Origin of the sequence: Collimonas sp. PA-H2 (assembly GCF_002564105.1) — a bacterium.
GTDB lineage: Bacteria > Pseudomonadota > Gammaproteobacteria > Burkholderiales > Burkholderiaceae_D > Collimonas.
The window spans coordinates 152,314-174,506 of the sequence record NZ_PDBX01000002.1 but is presented as its reverse complement, the minus strand read 5'-3'; the positions used below and the strand labels follow the sequence as shown (position 1 = coordinate 174,506).

The window sequence follows — 22,193 nt, the reverse complement described above, 5'->3', positions numbered from 1 at the left end:
TTTCATCAGGCGCCTTGCGCCGTCAAACGTTTTTGAGTAAAGGAGAGATAACTGACCAGGCTCACGATAACCGCCAGGAATAAAGCGCTGGTCGCTATCGTACCAAAACCGAGGCCGCCGTTGCCGGCCGGCTGGGAAAGCAGGTCGCCGCAGGAAGCGCCGAAAGGGCGCGTCAATACGTAGGCAACCCAGAAACAGGCGGTGGCGTTGATCTTGAATGCATAGCGGGCCAGGGCTACCAGCCCGATCAGGCCGCCGAACAGCAGGGCCGAATTGGCGTAGCCCAGGCTCAGGCCTTCCGCGACCCAGTCGCCGGCGGCGGTGCCGAGCGCAAAGGTGAACAGGATCACGGTCCAGTAGAACAGTTCGCGCCTGGGGCTGTCGATGGCAGTGATCGATAAAGTCTTTTCACGGGCATGCCAGGCGGCGAATGTGGCAATCATGGCAATGCTGAAGGCTGTGGTCGAGAATGCCAGCGGCACGCCTGCCAGGTCGCTCAGCATGTCGGTGACCAGGGTGCCGAATACGCTGACCAGCACCACGCAGATCCAATACAGCGCCGGTAGGTAGCGCTTGGCGCGCAGCTGGAACAGCAACGCGCACGCCAGCAGCAGCCCGGTCGTGAGCGAAGTGCCGACCAGGCCGAAATGCAGGTCGGTCGCCAGGTAATCGGCGCCGGTTTCGCCCACCGTGGTGGACATCATCTTGATGATCCAGAACAGGAGCGTGGCCTCAGGCACCTTGTTGATCCAGCCGTGGCCGGCTCTGACAGTTGCAATAGTCATAAGAACTCCTATGCGTGAATTTGATGGAGAACCCCTGTCCAAAGGGAGAAAAGAGCAGGAATGCGCAACGCTATCCTTGGGTCAGGGGGAAGCTTACCCAGGCAAACTTAGCTGTCACTGAGCGCTATTCCGATCGTCCAATGAAAACGCCCTGACGGGCGTCAGGGCGTTGCAGGGACGGGATGCAGCGGGTATCGCTTAGCGGCGCTTATTTTTGGTTCTTCACGGATTACCGGGATAGGCGGCTTTAATCTTCAGGAAGAAGAAGGCGCTATCCCGGTATCCGTATGCCATGCGCTTCATCACTTTGATGCGATTGTTAATTCCTTCGAGCTGCCCTGTGTGCATCGGCCAGCGTACCCTGGCTATGATTCCACGCCAGTAGATTTTGAGCTTTTTGGCAAATTTCTGTAGCGGCTCGATGCTACTGTCATGGGCCATCTTTAGCCAGGCGCGCCAGGCGTTGCGCCAATGCCAAGCGCTAGTGGCCTGCCATAGTTCCTTCAGACTGGCCTTCATGATATAGACCGTCATCAATGCTTTGTTTGCAGCTAGCAGTTCGTCCAATTTCGGCTGCTGCTCGGACGGCACGTTGCTGCGATTGCGCAACAACAGCCATCGGGCGCGCTTGACGACACGCCTCATAGGGAGATCGCCTTTAAGGCGATTGGCCTCGTCCACGCGCACCCTGTCGATCACCTCCCGACCGTATTTGGCAATCACATGAAACAGGTCGTAGACCACTCTGGCTTGCGGGCAATGCAGCTGGACTTCGAGGTCGAAAGCCGTATTCATGTCCATGGCCACTGCCTTTATATCGGCGCAACGCGCCGGCCCTAGCCATTCAAAGAACACGCGAATTGCCTCTCTGCTACGACCCTCGCCAACCCAGAGAACGCGGCGCGTGTCGGCATCGAGGACAACCGTGGCATAGCGATGTCCTTTGAACAGCGCGAATTCATCCATCACTAGCCTGGTTGGCTGGGCGTCAGGCAGCTCAGCCAATTTACCCTCCAGGCGTTGTCGGTCGATCTTGCGCACCGTTTCCCAGTGCAGCCCGGACAGCTTGCAGACGTGAGCCGCAGGTAGCTTCTCGCACCATAGACCAACGAATTGGGCCAGACGCTGAGTAATGCGTGCGTGCCGATCCAGCCACTTCACACGCTCGGTGCGTGTGCCACAGGAATCGCAGCGCAGCCGCCGAAGATTCACCTGCAGCCACACAGAATCGCCGAGCATCGGCATGTCACGTATGGTGCGCCAGTAGGTCTCGTGAACTTGGGAACAAGATTGCTCACAGCCGGAGCAAATCATTGGCGCGCCGTCAGTGGGCACAAGGCTGATCCAAGTGCCGTCGTCGCGTCGGTCAAAATTCCAGACGCGAAAGCCTTCCCAGAATGGGAGGTCAAGATTATTATCCGTCATTGAAAGCGGTGGGGTTGGGTAGAAACTGTTGGTCGCACAACAAGTTTAAACTTACTTCACCGCTTTCCCATTTCTAGATTACTTCCCGATAATCCGTGAAGAACCTTATTTTTCTGCAACCGGCTCCGGGCCGAGCTCCAGCACGCTGCGCAGCTCATCGCGGGCTGCGATGAAGCCAGTGTTGAAGTCGTCGCGGGTCTGCAGCCTGGCGGCGATCACGGTGCCGGTGATGCGGCCGGTTTCGATGTCAGAGCGGTAGTGGACGCCGCCTATGATGCGATTGTTGGCGTACTCGGTGGCGCGCGCCATGATTTCTGCCCGTTTTTCCGGCACCATGTTGGACAGCACGATGCCCATCAGCGTGCCCGCGGTCGCGTGACCGGACGGATAGGCGCCGGAGCGCGACAGTTTCACCACCGGCTTGACCATGTCGCTTGCCATGAATGGACGCGGACGTTTCCAGACGTCCTTGTAGGTGTCGACCACCGCACCCTCGGAATCCACCACGCGCTGGAAAAACTTGGCGAAGACCGGCAGCTGTTCGCGCTTGAATTTCACTCCCATGACGTCGGCGAAGCGCCAGATTTCTTCGCTGGCGTCGGCTTGCGAGCGCGCCACCATTTCTGGCGTGCGCGCCGCCTGCAGCGCCAGGATTTCGCTCAGCTCCGCCTTGGTCTGCAGCGAATCGTTGGCCGGTGGCGGCGGCAGCAGCTTGACCAGGTCGATTTCCTTGGAGGTGATGAAGGGATGTTCTTCGCGCGCCTGCACGGATGCGCCTGCGGCCAGGAAGGACATGACGATTAAAGGAACGATGAATTTGCGCATGGGTATCACTTTCATATTGGGCTGATCAAGATAATGGTTGTGGCCGACCTTAGAAATCCAGGCTGACGGTCAGCGACAAGGCGCGTGCCGGCAACAGCGTCAGCACATCGCCGGGCGCCGGCGCCGAAGTAGCTGTGCTGGCCGGATTGACGCCGACGATGCTGTGCTTGTCGAACAGGTTGTTGACGCCAAACTGGATCTTGGCCTTCTTCACAAATTGCAGAGGATGGCGGATGGTGTAGTTGACGAACAGGTTGGAAATCGTGAACGGCGCGATCTTGACCGCCTGGTGGACGCTGCCGTTGTCGTTGTACATGGTGCCGACGCGTTTGTTCAGCCAGCCGATGTCCCAGCCGCCGCGGTTGTAGTTCAAGCCCAGCGTTTCGGTATCGCTGGGGGCGCTGGCGACCCACTGGCCGTTGCCGTATTTGGCGGTGCCGTAGGTAGCGTTGGCGTACAGGCTGAAGCCGGCGCCCAGCACCAGGTTGCCTTCCGCTTCGATACCCTGGGTAGTGGAACTGCCGTTCGAGAAGAAGGTAGTGTTACCGGCATTGTCGGTGAACGAAGAATAGGCGTTGTCGAACTTGATGTGGTAAGCATCGATATCGAAGGTGAAGCGGTCCGACTTCCACACCGAGCCGATCTGGAAGGTCTTGCTCTTGATCGACGACGGCAGGGCAGTGACGTTGGCGTTCTTGACGTCGAACACGCTGGTCGGCGGAATTTCGTCGCCGGTGGCGTACTGGCCGTATACCGACCAGTTAGGCTGCAGCATGTAATGCACGTCGAACGACGGCAGCACGCTGTTGTAGGTGACGGCATGCTCGATGCTAGGCAGGCCACCCAGGTTGCCGACGGTCTTGCCGTTATCCGCATACTGCGTCAGCGACTGGCGATATGAGGAATACTTCACGCCCGGCGTGATCTTCAGGTCGCTGGCAACCTGGAATTCATACTCAACGAACGGTTGCAGGGTGGTGGTCTTGAAGCGTTCGTGGAAATTCGGCAGGACGGCATCAACCCAGGTGCGCGGATCGGACGGAATCTGATAGCGGTTGGTGTCGGCGTTTTCCGCCCACAGGCCGGTGCGCAGGATGCCGAAGCTGGATTCCTGGCTCAGGCGCAGCAGGTTGCCGTAGGTGCGGTAGCTGTTGAGCTTGTCGGTGGCGCTGGTGGCGGTGATGGCGCTGCCGTTGTAGTTCTGCTGGTTGTGGTAGGCGTAGGTGTAGAGCTTGTCGTCCAGTTGCCAGCCGTTGCCGAGCTTGGATGTCAGGCCGGCGTATTCGAAATCCGAGGTGACGTGGTAGAAATTGTAGCCATAGTAGTTGGCTTGCTTGGGATTATTGCTCAGTAAATAGTCGTCGCCGAACTGGGCGATCTGAGCCCGGGTAGCTCCCTTGGTGTTCGGGGTATTGGCTTTCAGGTCGATATACGAACCGAACAAGGTCAGGGCGGTGCTGTCGGTGAGGTTGAACTGGTATTTGAGCGACACCGCATCGCGCGTCTGCTTGTTGTAGCTCTGGTAGCCGTTCGAAGTCATCTGGTGCGCATTCAGCAACAGGTTCTGGGCGCCGTTGGCGCCGAACTGGCCGCTCTCGAATTCGGCGCCGTAGATCTTGGTGTTGAACGAGCCGTACGAGTCGAAGACGCTGGTGCGCTGTTCGTTTTCCAGAATGCGCGACAGCAGGTTGACCGAACCGCCGAAATTGGCCGGGCCGATGGTTGCCGCCGATCCCGGGCTGCGGTCGACCACCGCGCCGCCCAGGAACTGGCTGGGGAAAAAGGCCCAGGTGTGATGCGAGGGGCTGTTGGTGTCCTGGAACGGGATGCCGTCAAAGCTGACCGTGTAGTCGCCGTCGGCGAAACCGCGGAAATAGGTCTTGGTGTCGCCCAGGCCGACGCCGTTCGGGCTGTAGCTGTACATGCCCGGCGTCATTTGCAGCACCTGGCTGAAATCGGCCACCGGCGAAGTCAGGTTGCGGATGAATTCGTCGCTGACGATAGACTGCGCGGAACGGGCCGACAACGAGCTCTGCGCCGGTGCGCTGCGGCTGGCGCTGACGGCGCTGCCGACCACTTCAATCGTGTTGGTGGCGTCGCCGGCGGCGGCCAGTTCGGCGGCTTGCTGGGCGTGGCTGAGCTGCGGCGCTGCTACGCACATCACGGCCAGGGCGTGCAGGACATGCAGGGTGGCGGGTTTCAAACTTGGGCGCTTCATTGCTGGTTTTCCTTTTTTCGAATCGTGTTTATGAAAAATCGGTGATAAATATCCGGCAGCCCTGCTCCGGCCGCTCGCCTGCTGGGTTGTGCTGTGCTTGGCGCGAGTTCGGGGCGAAGCATAAGCTTTGAAAATTAAGCGAAAATGAGCTGTGCGCAATCTGTCTGATTTACGCCAATCGCGGCTTGATTTCACGCGCTCGTCATAATCGGCTGCTATTTTGTAAGGTCGATTAAACCGGGCTTCCGCCGCGATGCGCATACTGTTGATTGAAGACGACTACATGCTGGGCAACAGCATCCGCAAAGGGTTCTATCCCTATGGCTTCACGGTCGACTGGACCCAGGACGGCATCGCCGCCGAAGCGGCGCTGGCCGCGGAGTCGTATTCGGCAGTCTTGCTAGATCTCGGATTGCCGCGCAAGTCGGGACTGGAAGTGCTGAAGAAAATGCGCGCCGACAGCAACAGCACGCCGGTGATCATCCTGTCCGCCAGCGACCGCGTGCTGAACCGTATCGAAGGACTGGACGCCGGCGCCGACGACTACCTGAACAAGCCTTTCGACCTGGATGAACTGGCGGCGCGGGTGCGCGCCTTGCTGCGCCGTAGCGGCGGCCGCACCAACCCGCAGCTGGTGCACGGCGACATCCAGTTCGACCCTGCCAGCAATACCGTTGCCTACAAGGGCAAGCATATCGGCCTCAGCAGCCGCGAGCTGATGGTGCTGGCGGCGCTGATCGAGAAACCGGGCGCGGTGCTGTCGCGCGCACAGCTGGTCGACAAGGTGTATGGCTGGAACGATGAAGTGGAAAGCAACACCATCGAAGTGCATATCCATGCATTGCGCAAAAAGCTTGCGCCCGGTGTGATCCGCAACATCCGCGGCCTGGGCTATATGCTGTCCAGCGCCGATAGCTTGTGCGGCGGTTAGGGGCTATTGACAGTGTCGATCAGGAATCGCCTGCTGTTCTGGCTGCTGTCCGGCCTCGCCATCCTCGGCGTGTGCTTCATGGTCGCCGACTATCTGATCGATCGCGCCTTGCTGGCGGATATCTATGACGATCAGATGAACCAGATCGCCTTCGCCATCCCCGCCAATTTCAGCGGCGGCGACCTGGAAAAGAACACGCCGGCGCTGAAATACGATGGCGACGACAGCATCCTGCAGATCTGGGATAAAAACGGCAGGCAGACTTACCGTTCGCATCCGGACATCGCCCTGCCGCCATTTCCTACGCCCGGCTACAGTGAAGTGCGATGGCATGGCAACGAGTGGAAGCTGTTCGTGCGCAAGACCGGCCAGAATCTGATCCAGGTGGCGCAGTCGCTGGACGGCCGGCGCAATATCGCACTCGACCATGCGCTGCGCTCGCTGGTGCCGCTGCTGATTTTCTTGCTGATCATGGGCTTGCTGATTCACTGGAGCGTCGGCACCGGCCTGCAATCCTTGACCCGCCTGTCGCAAGAGCTGGCCAAGCGCACGCCAGACAAGCTGGAAAGGCTGACATCTCAGGACCAGCCGCTGGAAATCCAGCCCGTGACGCAAGCCATCGATACCTTGCTGCAGCGGCTCGGCGTGGCGCTCGAAAGCCAGAAAAAATTCATCGCGGATGCCTCGCATGAGCTGCGCACGCCACTGGCGACCCTGCAAATCCAGGTCCAGCTGGTGGAGCAATCGCTGGGCAGCGGCCGCGAAGCCAGCGCGCTGGCCGACCTGAAAGCAGGGGTGAAACGCAGCAGCCACCTGGTCGAACAGCTGCTGATGGCTTCGCGCCTGGAGTTCGGCGGCATGCACGATCCGCACGTTCCGCTGCGGCTGCATGAAATCGTGCGCCAGGTGACCATCGATTTCATCCCCTACGCCAACAGCCGAAAAATCAATCTCGGGGTGGAGCAGCTGGATGCGGGAATCATCATGGGATCGGAATATCACATCCCTATCCTGGTTCGCAATCTGATCGATAATGCGATCCGCTACACGCCCAGCGGCGGCCAGGTGGACGTCGCCATCCGCGCCGGCAATCAAAAAATCGTCCTGGAAATCGAAGACAGCGGGCCTGGCATTCCGCCGGAAGAGCGGCAGCGCGTGTTCGACCGTTTCTACCGCTGCCTGGTGCCGCAGGCAGCCGGCAGCGGCCTCGGGCTGGCGATCGTCAAGCAAGTCACGGAACAGCATCAGGCCGAAGTCTGCCTGGAACGTGCCGGCCGCTTGCCGGGCTTGAAAGCCAGCGTCCGGTTCAATGCGCTGGTTTCTGTCTGATACGAAAAGCGGCGCCGGCAGGCAATATTTTCGACCCACGTTGGCGGTCTCTGGCGGGCGTGCTGAAGAAGGGGGATGTAAGGTAGTCTGGCGGAGGAAACGGCGTTGCAGCCGCTTCCTCGCCCGGGCGCAGCTGCGCGCCCGTTCAAGCATGGATATTTCTAGCTATGTTGCCGAATCTTGCTCAATCGTTGGCAATCAGCGTGACGCCGCTGAAGGTTGCGTAGGAATTGAGCAGCAGGTAATAAGTGCCTGCTTTCGGATTGCGGATAGTGATGGATTCAGACGTTGTATAGCCATCCGACACATATTGGTAAGAGCTGGTGGTCGGTGCGGAACCGAAACTGACATAGATATCGGCATCGCCTGTGCCGCCGGAAGTCTTGAAGGTCAGGCTGGTGCGGCCGGCAGGAACCACGATGGTGTAGACCTTGCTGGAACCGGCTGGCAGGCCCAGGCCTGTCACCGGCACGCCGCTCTTCAGGACATTGCCTGGCGGCGGTGGCGGCGGAGTGGTGCCGGAACCGATGACCGAGGCAAAGTTGGCGACATTCAGGCTGCCGTAGCCGCTGGCGTAATCCCAGCCGGCCTTGGCGGCGTAGCCTTGGTTACCCGAAGTGACGTCGTGGAACATGCTTGGGTTGGCTGCGGCTTTCTGATAGATCGCTGCTGCAGGGAATGGCAGGCTGTTGTTGTTGGCCGATTGCACGCGGGCCCAGAAACCGGTGAACAGCGGCGCAGCCAGGCTGGTGCCGCCGATCTGGGTAGGGGAACCGTTGATCAGGACCAGGGCGCCGCTCGATGGATCGGCATCCAGCGAAATGTCAGGCACGCCGCGTTTGTTCGAGGAACCGAGAACGCCGGAACTGACTTGCCAGCTGGGTGCTGCCTCAGTCAGGCTAGGACCGCCGCCGGCGCCGCCGCTTGCGCTTTGCTGGCAGCTCTGCCAGTCAGTGCAAGACCATACCGATTCCGAGGACCAGCTATTACCGGAGCCAGTGCTGACCAGTGTGCCGCCCAAAGACATCACGTACGGCGAAACCGCCGGAAAGCTCTGTGCAGTGGTGCTGGTGTTGCATTCATAAGCGCCGGAGTCGCCCGACGATACCGAAAACATCTGTCCTTGGGCAACGGCAGTCTGGAAGATCTGGTCGTTACTGGCTTCGATACCGGATGATTGCGCGTCGTTTTCACATTCGCCCAGCGAGACGTTGATGGCTTGCGCCTTGTTGTCCGTCACCGCCTGGTTGTAGGCCGATGTCAGGTCAGAATCGCTCAGGGTGTTGGCGACGTACAGGATCATTTGCTTGACGGTGCCGCCTGCGGCCGCCAGCGAACTTTGCGTATCCATGTTCCATTCATCGACACCGGCAGTATCGCTGCTGGCACCGTTGATCACCACGGTCGAGACATTGGTTTGCGGATAGCCGGAGTTGGACGTGAAAGTGTTCAGGTCCGCGATAGTCTGCGTCACGTCGCCCTGGGCGATGATGCCGATGGTGGCGTTGGTGGCGCTAGGCAGGCTGCTGGCGTTGTAGATGGTCGGGAAATCGGTCGGGTTGTGGCCGACTGCCGACATGGTTGTTGCGGCCACGCGCGCATCCTGTTTCTTCAGCATGGTGTGATGCAGGTGCACGGTTTGCAGGCCATGCACGGCCAGCACGATGCCGTCCAGTGTCTGCGGCACCGAAGCGTCGCTGATGTTGGCGTAGGCGTTGCGGCCGTTCACGCTATAGGTATGCAGCTCGGTATTGAAAGCGGTCTTCACCGAACCGGCGGAACCGTTGGCGCTGATCAGCAGGTTGTTGGCGGACACGGTGATATTGGTGAAGCCGCTTTTAGCCAGATGGCTGACGACAGCTTGCACCTGCTCCTTGGTGGGGGCATACAGGCGCATGAAGTCTGCGCTGGACAAGGTTTTGTGCGAGCGGCCGGACATCAGGTCGGCAGTGAGCTGATCCAGTTCAGGTTTATTGCGCAGTTTCAGCGCCACCACCACGTGGGTCAGTGCGCCAGACTGCATTGCCGAAATATGCGTCACAGCGGTTCGCGCCGTGCTTGCGACAGCGGTTGCCTTGGTCGCGGTTGGCGCCCAAGTTTCCGCCTGGGCGGTCGTGGCAAACGCGGCAAGGGTCAAGCCCGCGAGCGCCAGCAGTTTAAAGTTGGATCTGAATGTCATTACTTTACTCCGGTTTTTAAGGGATAAAGTGATCCCGTCGACGGTGGTCGACTGGATCTGCTCAGTGGATGCATTCCCGTGAAATGTAAAGCTCTCAAGGGAAGTCGCAATTTCCCGCAACGCCTGACAGCAGGCGCTGTGGAGAAATGCCTTATTGCCTGCCGCGCGGAAGCAGCGGACATGGCGCAAACACCCGGCGGCGACTTGCTGGCTGCCTGGCTTGACAAAAAATCGGCGAACAGAAAGACTGCATGCAGCGCTGCCTGCAGGCGCATGAACTGGTGCTACATCAAGGTTGGATCAGTGACGCGGTGCTACGCCCTTCAGCTGGGCGAGGGCAGCATGGCCTCGACGGATGCCGGCAAGCGGCAGGCGCAGAGTCCAGAGCTGCGAGCGGAATCGTCGGCCGACAATTCCGGCAGAAACAGGATGGCTGATTCGAATCCATGGCAAGGCATAAGGCGTTCCTCTTGAGGATCATCGGCAGCTAAGGCCTCCCTCATGGCGCCGGCAACACGCGCGGGAAAATATCGCTGCTGCAACTGTTATGCACAATGTTTCTAAATTTTTCTTCAGTCTTCTCAGGAATTTAGACTAAAGGAATTATTTCTGAGTGGCAATATATGTTGCTCTTTATTTTGTAACTAGTGTTACAAGTTGTAACTAAAAACAGAAAGATCTGTCTGTTTTTTAAGCGCCTGTTTTTGGCGCTCTAAAACGCTTTCCGGAAATACGCGATCAGGCCGAATCGCCAGGCTGCAAGCGCGTTTCCACGGTTCTTTGTATACTCCAGCGTTGAGCGGATCGGCCAATGGTCCAGCCATTTTCCCGAGGGGCTTCATGTCAGCAGAATCTGCCAAATCGCGCACCGGTTGCTTACCTTTGATTGTCGCTGCCACCTTCTTCATGGAGTACCTGGACACCACCATCATCGCCACCGCCTTGCCGCAGATGGCGCGTGATTTCCACGTCGGACCGAATGAGCTCAGCCTTGGCATGACCGCTTACATGCTGACCCTGGCGGTATTCATTCCGGTCAGCGGCTGGGTCGCCGACCGCGTAGGTTCACGCACGGTATTCGGCGCCGCGATCGTGGTGTTTACGCTGGCTTCGGTGCTGTGCGGTTTGTCCAGCAGCGTCGTCGAATTCACCGCTGCCCGCATCCTGCAAGGAATGGGCGGCGCCATGATGGTGCCGGTCGGGCGCCTGATCGTAGTGCGCAACACCAGCAAAGACCGGCTGATGCAGGCGATCTCGACCATCACCTGGCCGGCCATCGTGGCGCCGGTAGTCGGTCCTTCCATCGGCGGCTTCATCACTACCTATGCTTCCTGGCACTGGATCTTCCTGATGAATGTGCCGTTCGGCATAGCGGCTTTGACTGCGGTGATCGCCATGGTGCCGAATGAGCGCGGCGGCAACCGGCGGCCGCTCGACATGCCGGGCTTCGTGCTCAGCGGCGCTGCCTTGACCTCTCTGTTGTACGGCACCGAACTGGCCAGCCACATGGAGGCCAATCTGCTGGCGGCCCTGAGTTTTGTGCTGGCTGGCTTGGTCCTGGGCGCGATTGCCTATCGCCATGCGCTGGGCAGCGCCCATCCCTTGCTTGATTTTTCGACCTTGAAAGTGCCGACCTTTTCGGTCACGGTGCTTACCGGGTCGGCCACCCGCATCGGCATTGAGGCAGTGCCTTATCTGCTGCCGCTGCTGTTCCAGATCGGCTTCGGCCTGTCGGCGTTCCGTTCCGGCTTGCTGCTGCTGGCCAGCGCGCTCGGCAACCTGGGTATGAAAATGTTCACCACGCGCATCATCCGGCGCTACGGCTTCCGCCGGGTCGCCGTCACCAACGTCACGATCGCCGCGCTGTTCGTGATCACCTGCAGCCGGCTGACTCCTGCCACGCCGCTGCCATGGATATTGCTGACCTTGTTCATCTACGGCCTGGCGCGTTCCCTGCAGTTCTCGACGCTGGCAACGTTGGCCTATGCCGATATCGGCGAAGCGCAAAAAAGCGCCGCCAGCACCTTGTGGAGCGTGGCGCAGCAGATGACGATCGGCATGGGCATCGCCTTTGGCGCGCTGGCGTTGCGGGTCGCCGCCTATTTTCGCGGCGCTGGCGCGATGATGCCGGCGGCGCCGGACGTCCATTTCGTGCTCGCCGACTTTCACTGGGCTTTCGTGATGGCGGGTGTGCTGACGCTGTTGACCGTGCTCGGTTATCGCGGACTGGCGCGGAATGCCGGCAGCAATCTCGGCGGCGGCGCGCATCAGGCGCGGACCGGCAGCGCCCGCTGAGCGGCAGGCAGGGCGCTGAGTGACAAAAACGCTACAGAGTCCCAGAATTGCATCGGAATATCGTGCGATATTGCAATTTGCCAACTTGTTTCATTTACAATCGACGGTTGATCGCCGGCGCCGTTTTTTCAGTTGAAATCGGTCTGGCCCAAGGGAGCGTGACAGCAGCAGCTATTACAAAACTAGAATCACAAAACTAGAAACGAATAATGATGATTATTGGCATAGATCTCGGCACCACCAACAGCCTGGTGTCAGTTTGGCGCGATGGACAGTCCCATATCATTCCCAACGCCTTAGGTGAAAACCTGACGCCGTCTTGCGTTAGCATCGATGAAGATGGCAGCGTGCTGGTCGGCAGGGCGGCGCAGGAGCGCTTGCAAACCCATCCCAACCGCAGCGCGGCCCTGTTCAAGCGCTATATGGGCAGCGAAAAGAAAATTCGCCTGGCCGGCAAGGAGTTTCGTCCCGAAGAACTGTCGTCCATGGTGCTGCGTTCCCTGAAAGCGGATGCCGAGAATTTCCTCGGCGAAGCCGTGGAAGAAGCCATCATCACTGTCCCCGCTTATTTTAGCGACGCCCAGCGCAAGGCTACCCGTGTCGCCGGCCAGCTGGCAGGCTTGAAGGTGGAGCGGCTGCTGAACGAACCTACCGCAGCGGCGCTGGCATATGGCATGCAGGATGTCGCTGCCGAGAGCAAATTCCTGGTGTTCGACCTGGGCGGCGGCACTTTCGACATCTCGATCCTGGAAATGTTCGAAGGCGTCATGGAGGTCAGGGCATCGGCGGGAGACAATTTCCTCGGCGGTGAAGATTTCGCCACCTTGCTGTGCGACGCCTTTGTGGAAAAAAGCGGCTTGCGGGCATCGATGGACGGCATGCTGCGCACGCCCCAGCAGGACCAGCGCTTGCGCGACGAGGCCGAGAAGGTCAAGCGCCAGCTTTCGGATGCTTCCAGCGTCACCATGCGCATGCAGTACGGCGAGCAGGAATATAAATGGCTCATCGATGAAGAAGCCTTCACCAAGCTGGCGGAGCCGTTGCTGGCGCGCTTGCGAGCCCCGATCGAACGGGCCTTGCGTGATGCCCGCATCCGCGCCGCGACGCTGGACAAGATCGTACTGGCCGGCGGCGCCACGCGCATGCCAATGGTGCGCAAGCTGGTGTCGCGCATGTTCGGCCGCTTCCCGCTGGTGCATTTCAATCCAGATGAGGTGGTGGCGCTGGGCGCGGCGGTACAGGCCGGCCTGAAAATGCGCGATTCGGCGCTGGATGAAGTCGTCATGACCGACGTTTCGCCTTATTCGCTGGGGATCGCGATTTCGCGCCAGGTCGGCCCGAACCAATACATCCCTGGCCATTACCTGCCGATCATCGAGCGCAATATGGTGGTGCCGGTGTCGCGCGTCGAAAACATCACCACCATCCAGGATAACCAGAAGGAACTGCATGTGGCGATCTACCAGGGCGAGTCGCGCCTGGTGAAAGACAATGTCTACCTTGGAACGATCCAGTTCCCGGTGCCGCCGAAGAAGGCGGGCCAGATCGCGGTCGATGTGCGCTTCACCTACGACCTGAACGGCATCCTGGAGGCCGAAGCCACGGTGACCGGGACCGATCAGGTACACAAGCTGGTGATTGCGGAAAATCCCGGCGTCATGTCGCCCGAGCAAATCGAACAGCGTTTCCAGGAGCTGGAGCACCTCAAGATCCACCCGCGCAGCCAGGCCGAAAACCGGGCCTTGATGGCGCGCGCGGAGCGCCTGTACGAGCAGTCGTTAGGGGATGTAAGGACCTTTCTTTCGCATCGCATCGCTTCGTTTCAGGCGCTGCTTGAATCGCAGAAGATGGATGAGATCCGGCATGCGCGCGCAGAGTTGAAGAAGCATCTCGATCACGTCGAAAATGAAAGCTACATCTGATGCACTCTGAATGGAACCAGTGGATCTGGAGCGCCCTCGATATCCCGCCTTCCGACGATGAACGCACCGTCAAGCGCGCCTATGCCAAGCGCCTGAAGGTGGTGCGTCCGGACGACGATCCGGAAAAATTCCAGGCCTTGAGGCAGGCGTATGAGCGCGCCTTGACACTGATCCAGCATTCGTTTTCCCGCAAGGATGAAGAACCGGAATTGCCGGCCGTCGCGCAAGATGCGGCTGCGGCAGGAGAGCCGGCAGCGCCAGCGAAAGTGGAAGTGGAAGCCGCGGCGCTTTCCCGGCCCGCTGCGGACAAGCGCGCCGTCGCCTTGCATCAAGACCAGGCAAGCTTGCTGGAGGCCGTGCAGCCGGCGTTTGATGCGGCAGCAGCGGCGGATTCTCTGTGGCAGGCCTTGATGCTGCAGATGACGCCCGGGAAGTTGCGCTATACCTCCGCGATCCTGGCAAACTTCGTGAAGACCGAGGATTTCGAGAATTTCGACGTCCGCGATGCCTTTGAATTCCACGCGATGCAATACTGCGCCAGCCAGAATGCCGACCAGACGGCGCGTGCCGCCATGGTCGAACACTTCGGCTGGGTCGACAATGCGCAGCATCTGTTCCAGCACAATCCAGAGCTGGCGCGGACGGCGCTGGCCCGCTACCAGGCGGATCAGGGATACAAATGGCTGGAAAATTCCGCCATCGTCGGCTCGAAGGCCGCCCTGGCATTGATACAGACCGTGGTTCCCAAGCGTTCTATGCGATTGTACGAGCGCAAATTCGTGGCTGAAATGAAGGAGCTGGCGCAAAGAATCCGCTGGCACTCCTCTGAACTGCTGGCGTATCGCCTCAATGCAGAAGTCTTCGCATGGTGGGAGCGGCAAGTACATACGCCGCGACTGAGCGTGCATTCGGGCGTCGTTGCCTTGCTGTGCGGCGCGCTGGTGTTCGGTTTGCTCAGGGCCTTGTGCGCCAGCTTGATCCCGGAAAACCTGCAGGATGCGGTCGCGGTGGCAAGTTTTGCCGTGATCGAAGCAGGCGCGCTCTGGCTGGCTTACCTGGCGGTCAAGCGCGGCATCCCGCAACGCATAATGCAGTGGCTGTACGCCAAACATCTGACGAAACGGGTGCAGGTCGGCTGGATGCCTCTGTTCGTGCTGTGCTCGACCGCCTCCATGTTCGATCTCCGCAGCGAGTTGGCGCATGGCCTGATCGATGTGGGCTTGTTCGTATGCCTGCTGCTTTCCTCGTTTGCGGCGTGGCGCTTTCTCAATATCGTCGGCTTCATTATTGTTGTCCTGCTGGCCAGTGTCTTAGGAGGAATCGGCGGACTAGGGCTCTCCATTTTTCCAGGATTCGGATTTTGGGAGTGCAGCCTGATCGCGCTGCCTATCGCGACCATGCTGGTGCGGGGCGGCGAGTACTACTATGGCTTGTCGAATTTTTCCGGCAGTTCTCTCTGGAAGATTCGCTTAGCCTGGCTTGGAATCGCCGGGCTGGTGTTTTATCTGGGGACTCTGGCCACGCCGGAGCACTATATTGTGCCTGCCGTGGCGGCATGGATCTGGTGTTTACTGAGCTTTCCGATTGCCAACGTTTATCTCGGCAGCGGCGCTACCGGCATGAGAGTGTATGCCTTTGGCCTAGTGACCATTGTAGCCAGCGCAGTACTCGAAAAAACGATTCCTTCCATCCATTTGACTTCGACCTTGCTGCTCGTCATGGCCTTGTTCATCGGCTGCAATCTCCAGGTTTGCAGAGATAGCGGCCGCAAATTCTCTTGAGAGCGATCTCCATCATTCCGATTAAATTTAGTTGTCGCAATCCAATGTAATTAGTTGTAGAATAGCAACAAAAAAATTGCAACAAAATTAATGGCGCAAAATTGCGGGACCAGCCTGTAAATGGCTGGTTTTGCGTTGCGCCTATTCGGGATAGAGCTTTTTATCCGCCTAAATACAAGATGAATACAGGACGACGAAATGATTGTGATCTGGAAAGGATGGGGTCTATTGGTGATTGTCATCACGACATTGATAGTAGTATTGACGACGGTGCTTTTTGAAAAAGCCGGCTTATCCGTAGCCTATGGTGCTGCGCTCGGGATGATCCTTTCCGCAGGCGCGATCTGGCAAGCCGGAAACAAGTTCAATTCGCCGCTGAAGAACCGGGTTTTGCTCGACAAGCAGACTGGCGCCGAAGTGATTTTGAAGCCGGACCATTCTTTGTTCTTCATCAAGATGCAGTACTGGGCGTTCATTGCCGGCGCGATCGGCCTGTTCATGCTGGTCAATCTGCTTGTGGGGCGATCGTCCTGAAGTAGTCGGTTTTAAAAATAGAACGGCACAGCGCACGGCAAGCTGCCGTTTTCATGTTTTCCTAGTCTGAGGACGTCCATGCGACAAGTAATCGAGCGTAAAACAGCAAGCAACAGCGCCATGAATTTTCCGGGGCTGTTTTTTTTCGCCTGCAGCTTCCCGCGAGCTAGCGGCCGGCTTATCCTTGCGCTGCTTGCAGCCATGCTGTTCAGCCAGATGGCGCATGCCGCCGGCATCAATAGCTTTTCTCCGCAGGGCGACATCACCCAGGTGCGCCAGGTGCGCGTCAATTTCTCGGAAGCGGCCGTCAAATTTGGCGATCCGAAGGCGCCGATGCCCTTCGATATCAGCTGCGCCGAGGCTGGCAGCGGCCGCTGGGCCGATGAGCGCAACTGGATCTATGATTTCGTTAAGGACATAGGGCCGGGTACGCGCTGCAGCTTCACGCTCAAGCCGGGCTTCAAGTTATTGTCCGGCGCCGCGGTGTCCGGTAAAACCAGCTTTCAATTCAATACCGGCGGTCCCGCCGTGATCAATGTCATGCCGTCGGGAGAGCGCATCGAGGAAGAGCAGATTTTCATCCTGGTGCAGAACGGCGCAGCGACCAGCGAAAGCATCTTGCAGCATGTGTATTGCGAAGCGGAAGGCGTGCATGAACGGATCCCGGTAAAACTGATCGCCGGCACGGTGCGCAAGGACCTGCTCGAGCATTTTGCCGAAAAAATCAATCCCGAGCGCGTCAGCACACTGCAGTGCCAGCAGCGCCTTCCTAACGACAGCGCGGTCAGCCTGACCTGGGACAAGGGCGTGATGACGCCGTCCGGCATCGCCAGCCGCCAGCCGCAGGTGTTCAAGTTCAAGGTGCGGCCGAGCTTTACCGCCAGTTTCAGCTGCGAGCGCGAAAATGCCAATGCGGCCTGCGCGCCGATTCTGCCTGCACGCCTGCTGTTTACCTCGCCGGTGCCGCGCAAGCTGGCGGAAAATGTCACGCTGAGCGGCGCCAACGGCAAGCTCAAGCCATTCTTTGACAAAACCGACACCGCAGATACGGTGACGCAGCTGACCTTCAATCCGCCTTTCGCCGAAAAGTCGGAACTCAGCATCGAGCTGCCGAAAGACTTCCAGGATGAAAACGGCCGTCCCTTGTCGAACGCTGCCGCCTTCCCGATGAAAACCCGCATGGCGGATTATCCGCCGCTGGCGAAATTCCCCTCGGCGCCGTTCGGCATCATCGAACTCAACGCCGACGCCACCTTGCCGGTTACCCTGCGCAACGTCGAGGCCAGCATGGTTGCGCGCAGCGCCGACGGCAAGATCCATCCGGGCAATGTCAGCAACCTCAAAGTCACGGACGACCAAAGCATCATCGCCTGGCTGACCAAGCTTAACCGCTATCACGAGAGCAGCATCACCATCAACAAGAAGCCGGTGGAAACGCGCAGCATCGGCATCCTGGCCAAGCAGGCCGGTGTCAAGACCCTGGTGCTGCCGCAGTCGCCGGAAAACAAGGACGGCATACGGCCGTTTGAAGTGATCGGCATTCCGCTCAAGGATCCCGGCTTCTATATCGTGGAACTGGAATCGCAAAAGCTGGGCGCGGCACTGCTGGGCAAGGCCGCGCCGATGTTCGTGCGCACCAGCGCGCTGGTGACCAATCTGTCGGTGCACGTCAAGATCGGCCGCCAGAACGGCGCGGTGTGGGTCACCACGCTGGATAATGCCAAGCCGGTGAGCGATGCCGATGTACGGATTTCCGACTGCACCGGCACCGAACTGTGGCGCGGCAAGACCGACAAGACCGGGATCGTGATGGTGCCGGAATTCCCGGACGACGTGTGCCGCAACGGCGGCGACGGCGAATCGGGGAAAATCTCCGGATACTTTGTCAGCGCCCGCAAGACCGATGAAAAAGGCCGCGCCGACATGGCGTTTGCCTTGACTTCCTGGAACAACGGCATCGAATCCTGGCGCTTCAACCTGCCGACCGATACCGACAAGGCTTCCACCGTGCGGGCCCACACCGTGTTCGACCGCACCTTGTTCCGCGCCGGCGAAACGGTGTCGATGAAGCATGTGATTCGCACCGAGACCATGCAGGGTTTCGGCCTGCTGGCGAAAGACAAGCTGCCGACCCGGGTGCGCATCATTCATCAGGGCAGCGGCCAGGAGTACCAGTTTGCCTTGGCCTGGCGCGGCCAGAAAAATGCCGAAACCGTGTTTGAGATCCCGAAAGAAGCCAAGCTCGGCAGCTATGAAGTGATGCTCGACAGCGGCGCGCCGAAGAACGTCGCCGAGGCCGGTAGCGCGAATGGCGACAGCGAGAGTGCCGACGAGGGCGATGACGAGGGCCACGGCCGCCGCAGTTACAGCACAGGCAGCTTCCGGGTCGAGGAATTCCGCCTGCCGTTGCTGCAAGGGCGGATCACGCCACCGAAAAGCCTGGTGGCGCCGAAGGAAGTGCCGCTGGACGTGCAGTTGAACTACCTGAACGGCGGCGGCGCTTCCGGCCAGTCGGTGCACGTCACCAGCCTGTTGCGCAGCAAGGGCGTGAGCTTTTCCGCCTACGACGGCTATTCCTTTTCCGCCGCGCGCAACGAGGGAGACAGCAGCGCCGACGACCAGAAGATCGTCGCCGACAAATTGCCGGTGACGCTGGACAAGAACGGCGGCGGCAAGACTGTGGTGAAGGATTTGCCGGCGATCACGGCGCCCAAGGAATTGCTGACGGAAATGACTTTCGCCGATCCGAATGGTGAAATCCAGACCGTGTCGAGCGTTACCCCGGTCTGGCCGGCAGCGGTAGTGGTCGGCCTCAAGGCGGGGGAGTGGGTCTCGGTCAAGAAGAAGCTGACCTTGACCGCGGTCGCCCTGAATGCCGCGGGCCAGCCGCAAAGCGGCGTGCCGATTGAGATCAGTGGTTCGTCCAAGGTCACCAACTCGCATCGCAAGCGTATGGTCGGCGGTTTCTACGCCTATGAAAACACCAGCACCGGCACCGACCTGGGTTCGCTGTGCTCGGGTAAAACCGACGCCCGCGGCTTGATGATCTGTACCGTCGAACTGTCGGAGCCGGGCAATATCGAACTGACGGCCAAGGGCAAGGACGACAGCGGCAAGTTGTCGGTCGCCACCAGCTCGGTATGGGTGACCAAGCAGGGCGAGCTGTGGTTCGATGGCGAAAACCAGGACCGTATCGATATCCTGCCGGAGAAGAAGAGTTACCAGCCGGGCGAAACCGCCAAGTTCCAGGTGCGCATGCCGTTCCGCTATGCCACCGTGCTGGTGGCGGTGGAACGCGAAGGCGTGGTCGAAACCCAGGTGCTGCAGCTGAACGGCCAGGATCCGACCTTCAGCCTGCCGGTCAAGGCCGGCTATGCACCAAACATCTTCGTCTCGGTGTTGGCGGTGCGCGGCCGCATGCGCGACGTCCCCTGGTATTCCTTCTTTACCTGGGGCTGGAAAGAACCCTTGAACTGGTGGCATGAGTTCAAGGAATACCAGGCCCCAAGCGCCACCGTCGACCTGGCCAAGCCGGCCTACAAGTTCGGCATCGCCGAAATCTCAGTGGGCAGCGCCGCCAACCAGCTGGCGGTGACGGTCAAGGCCGACCAGCCTAGCTACGCCATCCGCACCACCGCCAAGGTGAACATCCAGGTCAACCTGCCGAGCGGCAAACCGGCCGCCGGCGCGGAAATCGCCTTGGCGGCGGTGGATGAAGCCTTGCTCGAACTGGAGCCGAACAAGAGCTGGGACCTGCTGCAGGCCATGCTGCAGCGGCGCAGCTACGGAGTGGAAACCTCGACTGCGCAGATGCAGGTGGTGGGCAAGCGCCACTACGGCCGCAAGGCGATACCGGCTGGCGGTGGCGGCGGCAAGTCGCCGACCCGCGAACTGTTTGATACTCTGCTGCTGTGGAAACCGGCCATCGTGCTGGACGCCAATGGCCGCGCCCAGATCGACGTGCCCCTCAACGACGCCCTGACCAGCTTCAAGATCGTCGCCGTGGCGCAGAGCGGCGACAGCCTGTTCGGTACCGGCGCCGTCAGCATCCGCTCGACCCAGGACCTGCAGCTGATCTCCGGCTTGCCGCCGCTGGTGCGCGAGGGCGATGATTTCAGCGCGATGGTGACGGTGCGTAACACCACCACCCGCGTCATGCAAGTCAACGCGACTGCCCAGGCCGCCGGCCTAGCTACGCCATTGCCCGCCAAGGATGTGAGCATTCCGGCTGGCGAATCGCGCGAACTGGTGTGGGCGGTGACCGTGCCGGCCGACGCCAAGCAGCTGGTGTGGGAAATCAATGCCCAGGAGCAGGGCGGACCCAAGGTCAAGGACGCCATCAAGTTCACCCAGCGCGTGGTGCCGGCAGTGCCGGTGACGGTGCAGCAGGCCACCATGTTCCAGCTCGACAAGCCGTTCAGCATGGCGGTGGCGCCGCCGGCCGACGGCTTGCCGGGCCGCGGTGGCCTGGCGGTATCGCTGGCGTCTTCGCTGGCCGGCAATAGCGAAGGCTTGCGGCGTTATTTCGTCAACTATCCTTTCTCCTGCCTGGAGCAAAAAACTTCGCGCGCCATCGGTTTGCGTGACGACGTCGCCTGGCAAAAGGTGGCCAACGACCTGCCGACCTATCTCGACAGCGACGGCCTGGCTTACTACTATCCGCCTAGCGCAAGCAATGCCGGGCGTGGCAGCGACACCCTGACCGCCTATCTGCTGGCAGTCACGCAAGAGTCCGGCTTTGCGATTCCGCAGCAAAGCCGCGACAAGATGCTGGATGGCCTGGCCGCTTTTGTCGAAGGCAAGATCACGCGCGATTTCTGGTCGCCCAAGAAGGATCTGGACGTGCGCAAGCTGGCTGCGCTGGAAGCGTTGTCGCGCTATGACCGGGTGCGGCCGGCCATGCTGGATTCGATCCAGCTGTCGCCCAACCTGTGGCCGACATCGGCGGTGCTGGACTGGATCAACGTCCTGCAGCGGGTCTCCAGCATTCCCGACCGCGCCAAGCGCCTGGCCGAAGCCGACCAGATCATCCGCGCCCGCCTGAACTACCAAAGCACGCGCATGGGATTCTCCACCGAGACCGATGACTATTGGTGGTGGCTGATGGCCGGCGGCGATGTCAACGCCACCCGGCTGGTGCTGACCATGCTCGACAATCCGGCCTGGAAGGAAGACATGCCGAAGCTGATCAACGGCGCCATCCAGCGGCAGTCGCGCGGCCATTGGGCGACCACTACGGCCAACGTCTGGGGCAGCCTGGCCATGCAAAAATTCAGCCAGAAGTTCGAGGCGGAAAAAGTTGCTGGCGTGACCAAGGCTTCTCTGGAGCAGGGCGCTGCGGTGGCGAACAGCCAAAGCTTCAGCTGGCCGACCACGACGGCGGAAGGCGGCAAGCTGCAACTGCCATGGCCTGTCACCGCGGTACCGGCGGAGCTCAAGCTGAGCCACGCCGGCAGCGGCGCGCCATGGGTTACCGTGCAAAGCCTGGCGGCAGTAGTCCTGAAGAAGCCGTTCTCCAGCGGTTACCGGATCACCAAGAACATCGTGCCGGTCGAGCAAAAGGAAAAGGGCAAATACAGCCGCGGCGATATCTATCGGGTCGACCTGGAGATCGATGCCCAGACAGACATGACCTGGGTGGTGGCGACCGATCCGATTCCGTCCGGCGCCACCTTGCTGGGCTCCGGCCTGGGCCGCGATTCGGCGATCGCCACCAGCAGCCAGCGGCCCAGCGGCAGCGCCTGGCTGGCGTATGAAGAGCGCAGCTTCGAGTCTTTCCGCAGCTACTATGAATACGTGCCTAAGGGTAAATTCACCATGACCTATACCTTCCGCCTCAACAATCCGGGTGAGTTCAGCTTGCCGCCGACCCGGGTGGAAGCGATGTATGCGCCGGAAATGTTTGGCGAAAGCCCTAATCCGAAATGGACGGTGAAGTGAAATTGAAGCAAAACGCGGCTTTCGGCGCA

The 22,193-nt window shown here is 59.9% G+C and carries 13 protein-coding genes; 7 read left to right on the top strand and 6 right to left on the bottom strand.

Annotated elements, in window-relative coordinates; translation table 11 throughout:
• Positions 1-5 precede the first annotated feature (5 nt).
• The 4 genes from BCF11_RS26365 to BCF11_RS26350 form a co-directional block, all read right to left on the bottom strand.
• Positions 6-785, bottom strand: a complete 780-nt coding sequence (locus BCF11_RS26365) for a hypothetical protein (protein WP_098497819.1) — start codon at positions 783-785, stop codon at positions 6-8.
• A 222-nt stretch (positions 786-1,007) separates the two neighbouring features.
• Positions 1,008-2,210, bottom strand: coding sequence for an ISL3 family transposase (locus tag BCF11_RS26360; protein WP_098495354.1), 1,203 nt, complete (start codon positions 2,208-2,210; stop codon positions 1,008-1,010).
• A gap of 105 nt (positions 2,211-2,315) precedes the next feature.
• Positions 2,316-3,035: a phosphatase PAP2 family protein gene (locus tag BCF11_RS26355; protein WP_233212725.1), complete on the bottom strand. Its 720-nt coding sequence runs from the start codon at positions 3,033-3,035 to the stop codon at positions 2,316-2,318.
• 49 nt (positions 3,036-3,084) lie between these two features.
• Complete coding sequence (locus BCF11_RS26350) at positions 3,085-5,253, bottom strand: TonB-dependent receptor domain-containing protein (RefSeq protein ID WP_098497817.1); 2,169 nt, start codon at positions 5,251-5,253, stop codon at positions 3,085-3,087.
• A 253-nt stretch (positions 5,254-5,506) separates the two neighbouring features.
• Between BCF11_RS26350 and BCF11_RS26345 the strand changes: the two genes are divergently transcribed.
• Positions 5,507-6,184 (top strand): response regulator transcription factor, encoded by a 678-nt coding sequence (locus BCF11_RS26345; protein ID WP_098497816.1) that lies wholly within the window; start codon positions 5,507-5,509, stop codon positions 6,182-6,184.
• Between the two features lie 12 nt (positions 6,185-6,196).
• On the top strand, positions 6,197-7,513 hold the full coding sequence (locus tag BCF11_RS26340; protein ID WP_233212724.1) for an ATP-binding protein: 1,317 nt from the start codon (positions 6,197-6,199) through the stop codon (positions 7,511-7,513).
• A 184-nt stretch (positions 7,514-7,697) separates the two neighbouring features.
• Here the strand turns inward: BCF11_RS26340 and BCF11_RS26335 are convergent, their stop codons facing one another.
• Positions 7,698-9,692 (bottom strand): protease pro-enzyme activation domain-containing protein, encoded by a 1,995-nt coding sequence (locus BCF11_RS26335; RefSeq protein ID WP_158229294.1) that lies wholly within the window; start codon positions 9,690-9,692, stop codon positions 7,698-7,700.
• A gap of 650 nt (positions 9,693-10,342) precedes the next feature.
• Positions 10,343-10,600 (bottom strand): hypothetical protein, encoded by a 258-nt coding sequence (locus BCF11_RS28230; protein ID WP_199111282.1) that lies wholly within the window; start codon positions 10,598-10,600, stop codon positions 10,343-10,345.
• Here BCF11_RS28230 and BCF11_RS26325 point away from each other — a divergent pair.
• The 5 genes from BCF11_RS26325 to BCF11_RS26305 all read left to right on the top strand — a co-directional run bounded on the left by BCF11_RS26325 (position 10,533) and on the right by BCF11_RS26305 (position 22,164).
• Positions 10,533-11,987: an MFS transporter gene (locus tag BCF11_RS26325; protein WP_098497813.1), complete on the top strand. Its 1,455-nt coding sequence runs from the start codon at positions 10,533-10,535 to the stop codon at positions 11,985-11,987. The two genes, BCF11_RS28230 and BCF11_RS26325, sit on opposite strands and share 68 nt — an antisense overlap.
• A 212-nt stretch (positions 11,988-12,199) precedes the next feature.
• Positions 12,200-13,909, top strand: a complete 1,710-nt coding sequence (locus BCF11_RS26320; protein WP_098497996.1) for a molecular chaperone HscC — start codon at positions 12,200-12,202, stop codon at positions 13,907-13,909.
• Positions 13,909-15,690 (top strand): J domain-containing protein, encoded by a 1,782-nt coding sequence (locus BCF11_RS26315; RefSeq protein WP_098497812.1) that lies wholly within the window; start codon positions 13,909-13,911, stop codon positions 15,688-15,690. Before BCF11_RS26320 ends, BCF11_RS26315 begins: the two co-directional genes overlap by 1 nt.
• 198 nt (positions 15,691-15,888) lie before the next feature.
• Complete coding sequence (locus tag BCF11_RS26310; protein ID WP_143751532.1) at positions 15,889-16,224, top strand: hypothetical protein; 336 nt, start codon at positions 15,889-15,891, stop codon at positions 16,222-16,224.
• A gap of 78 nt (positions 16,225-16,302) precedes the next feature.
• Entirely contained in the window at positions 16,303-22,164 is a 5,862-nt protein-coding gene (locus BCF11_RS26305) for an alpha-2-macroglobulin (RefSeq protein WP_098497810.1), read from the top strand.
• Positions 22,165-22,193 lie beyond the last annotated feature (29 nt).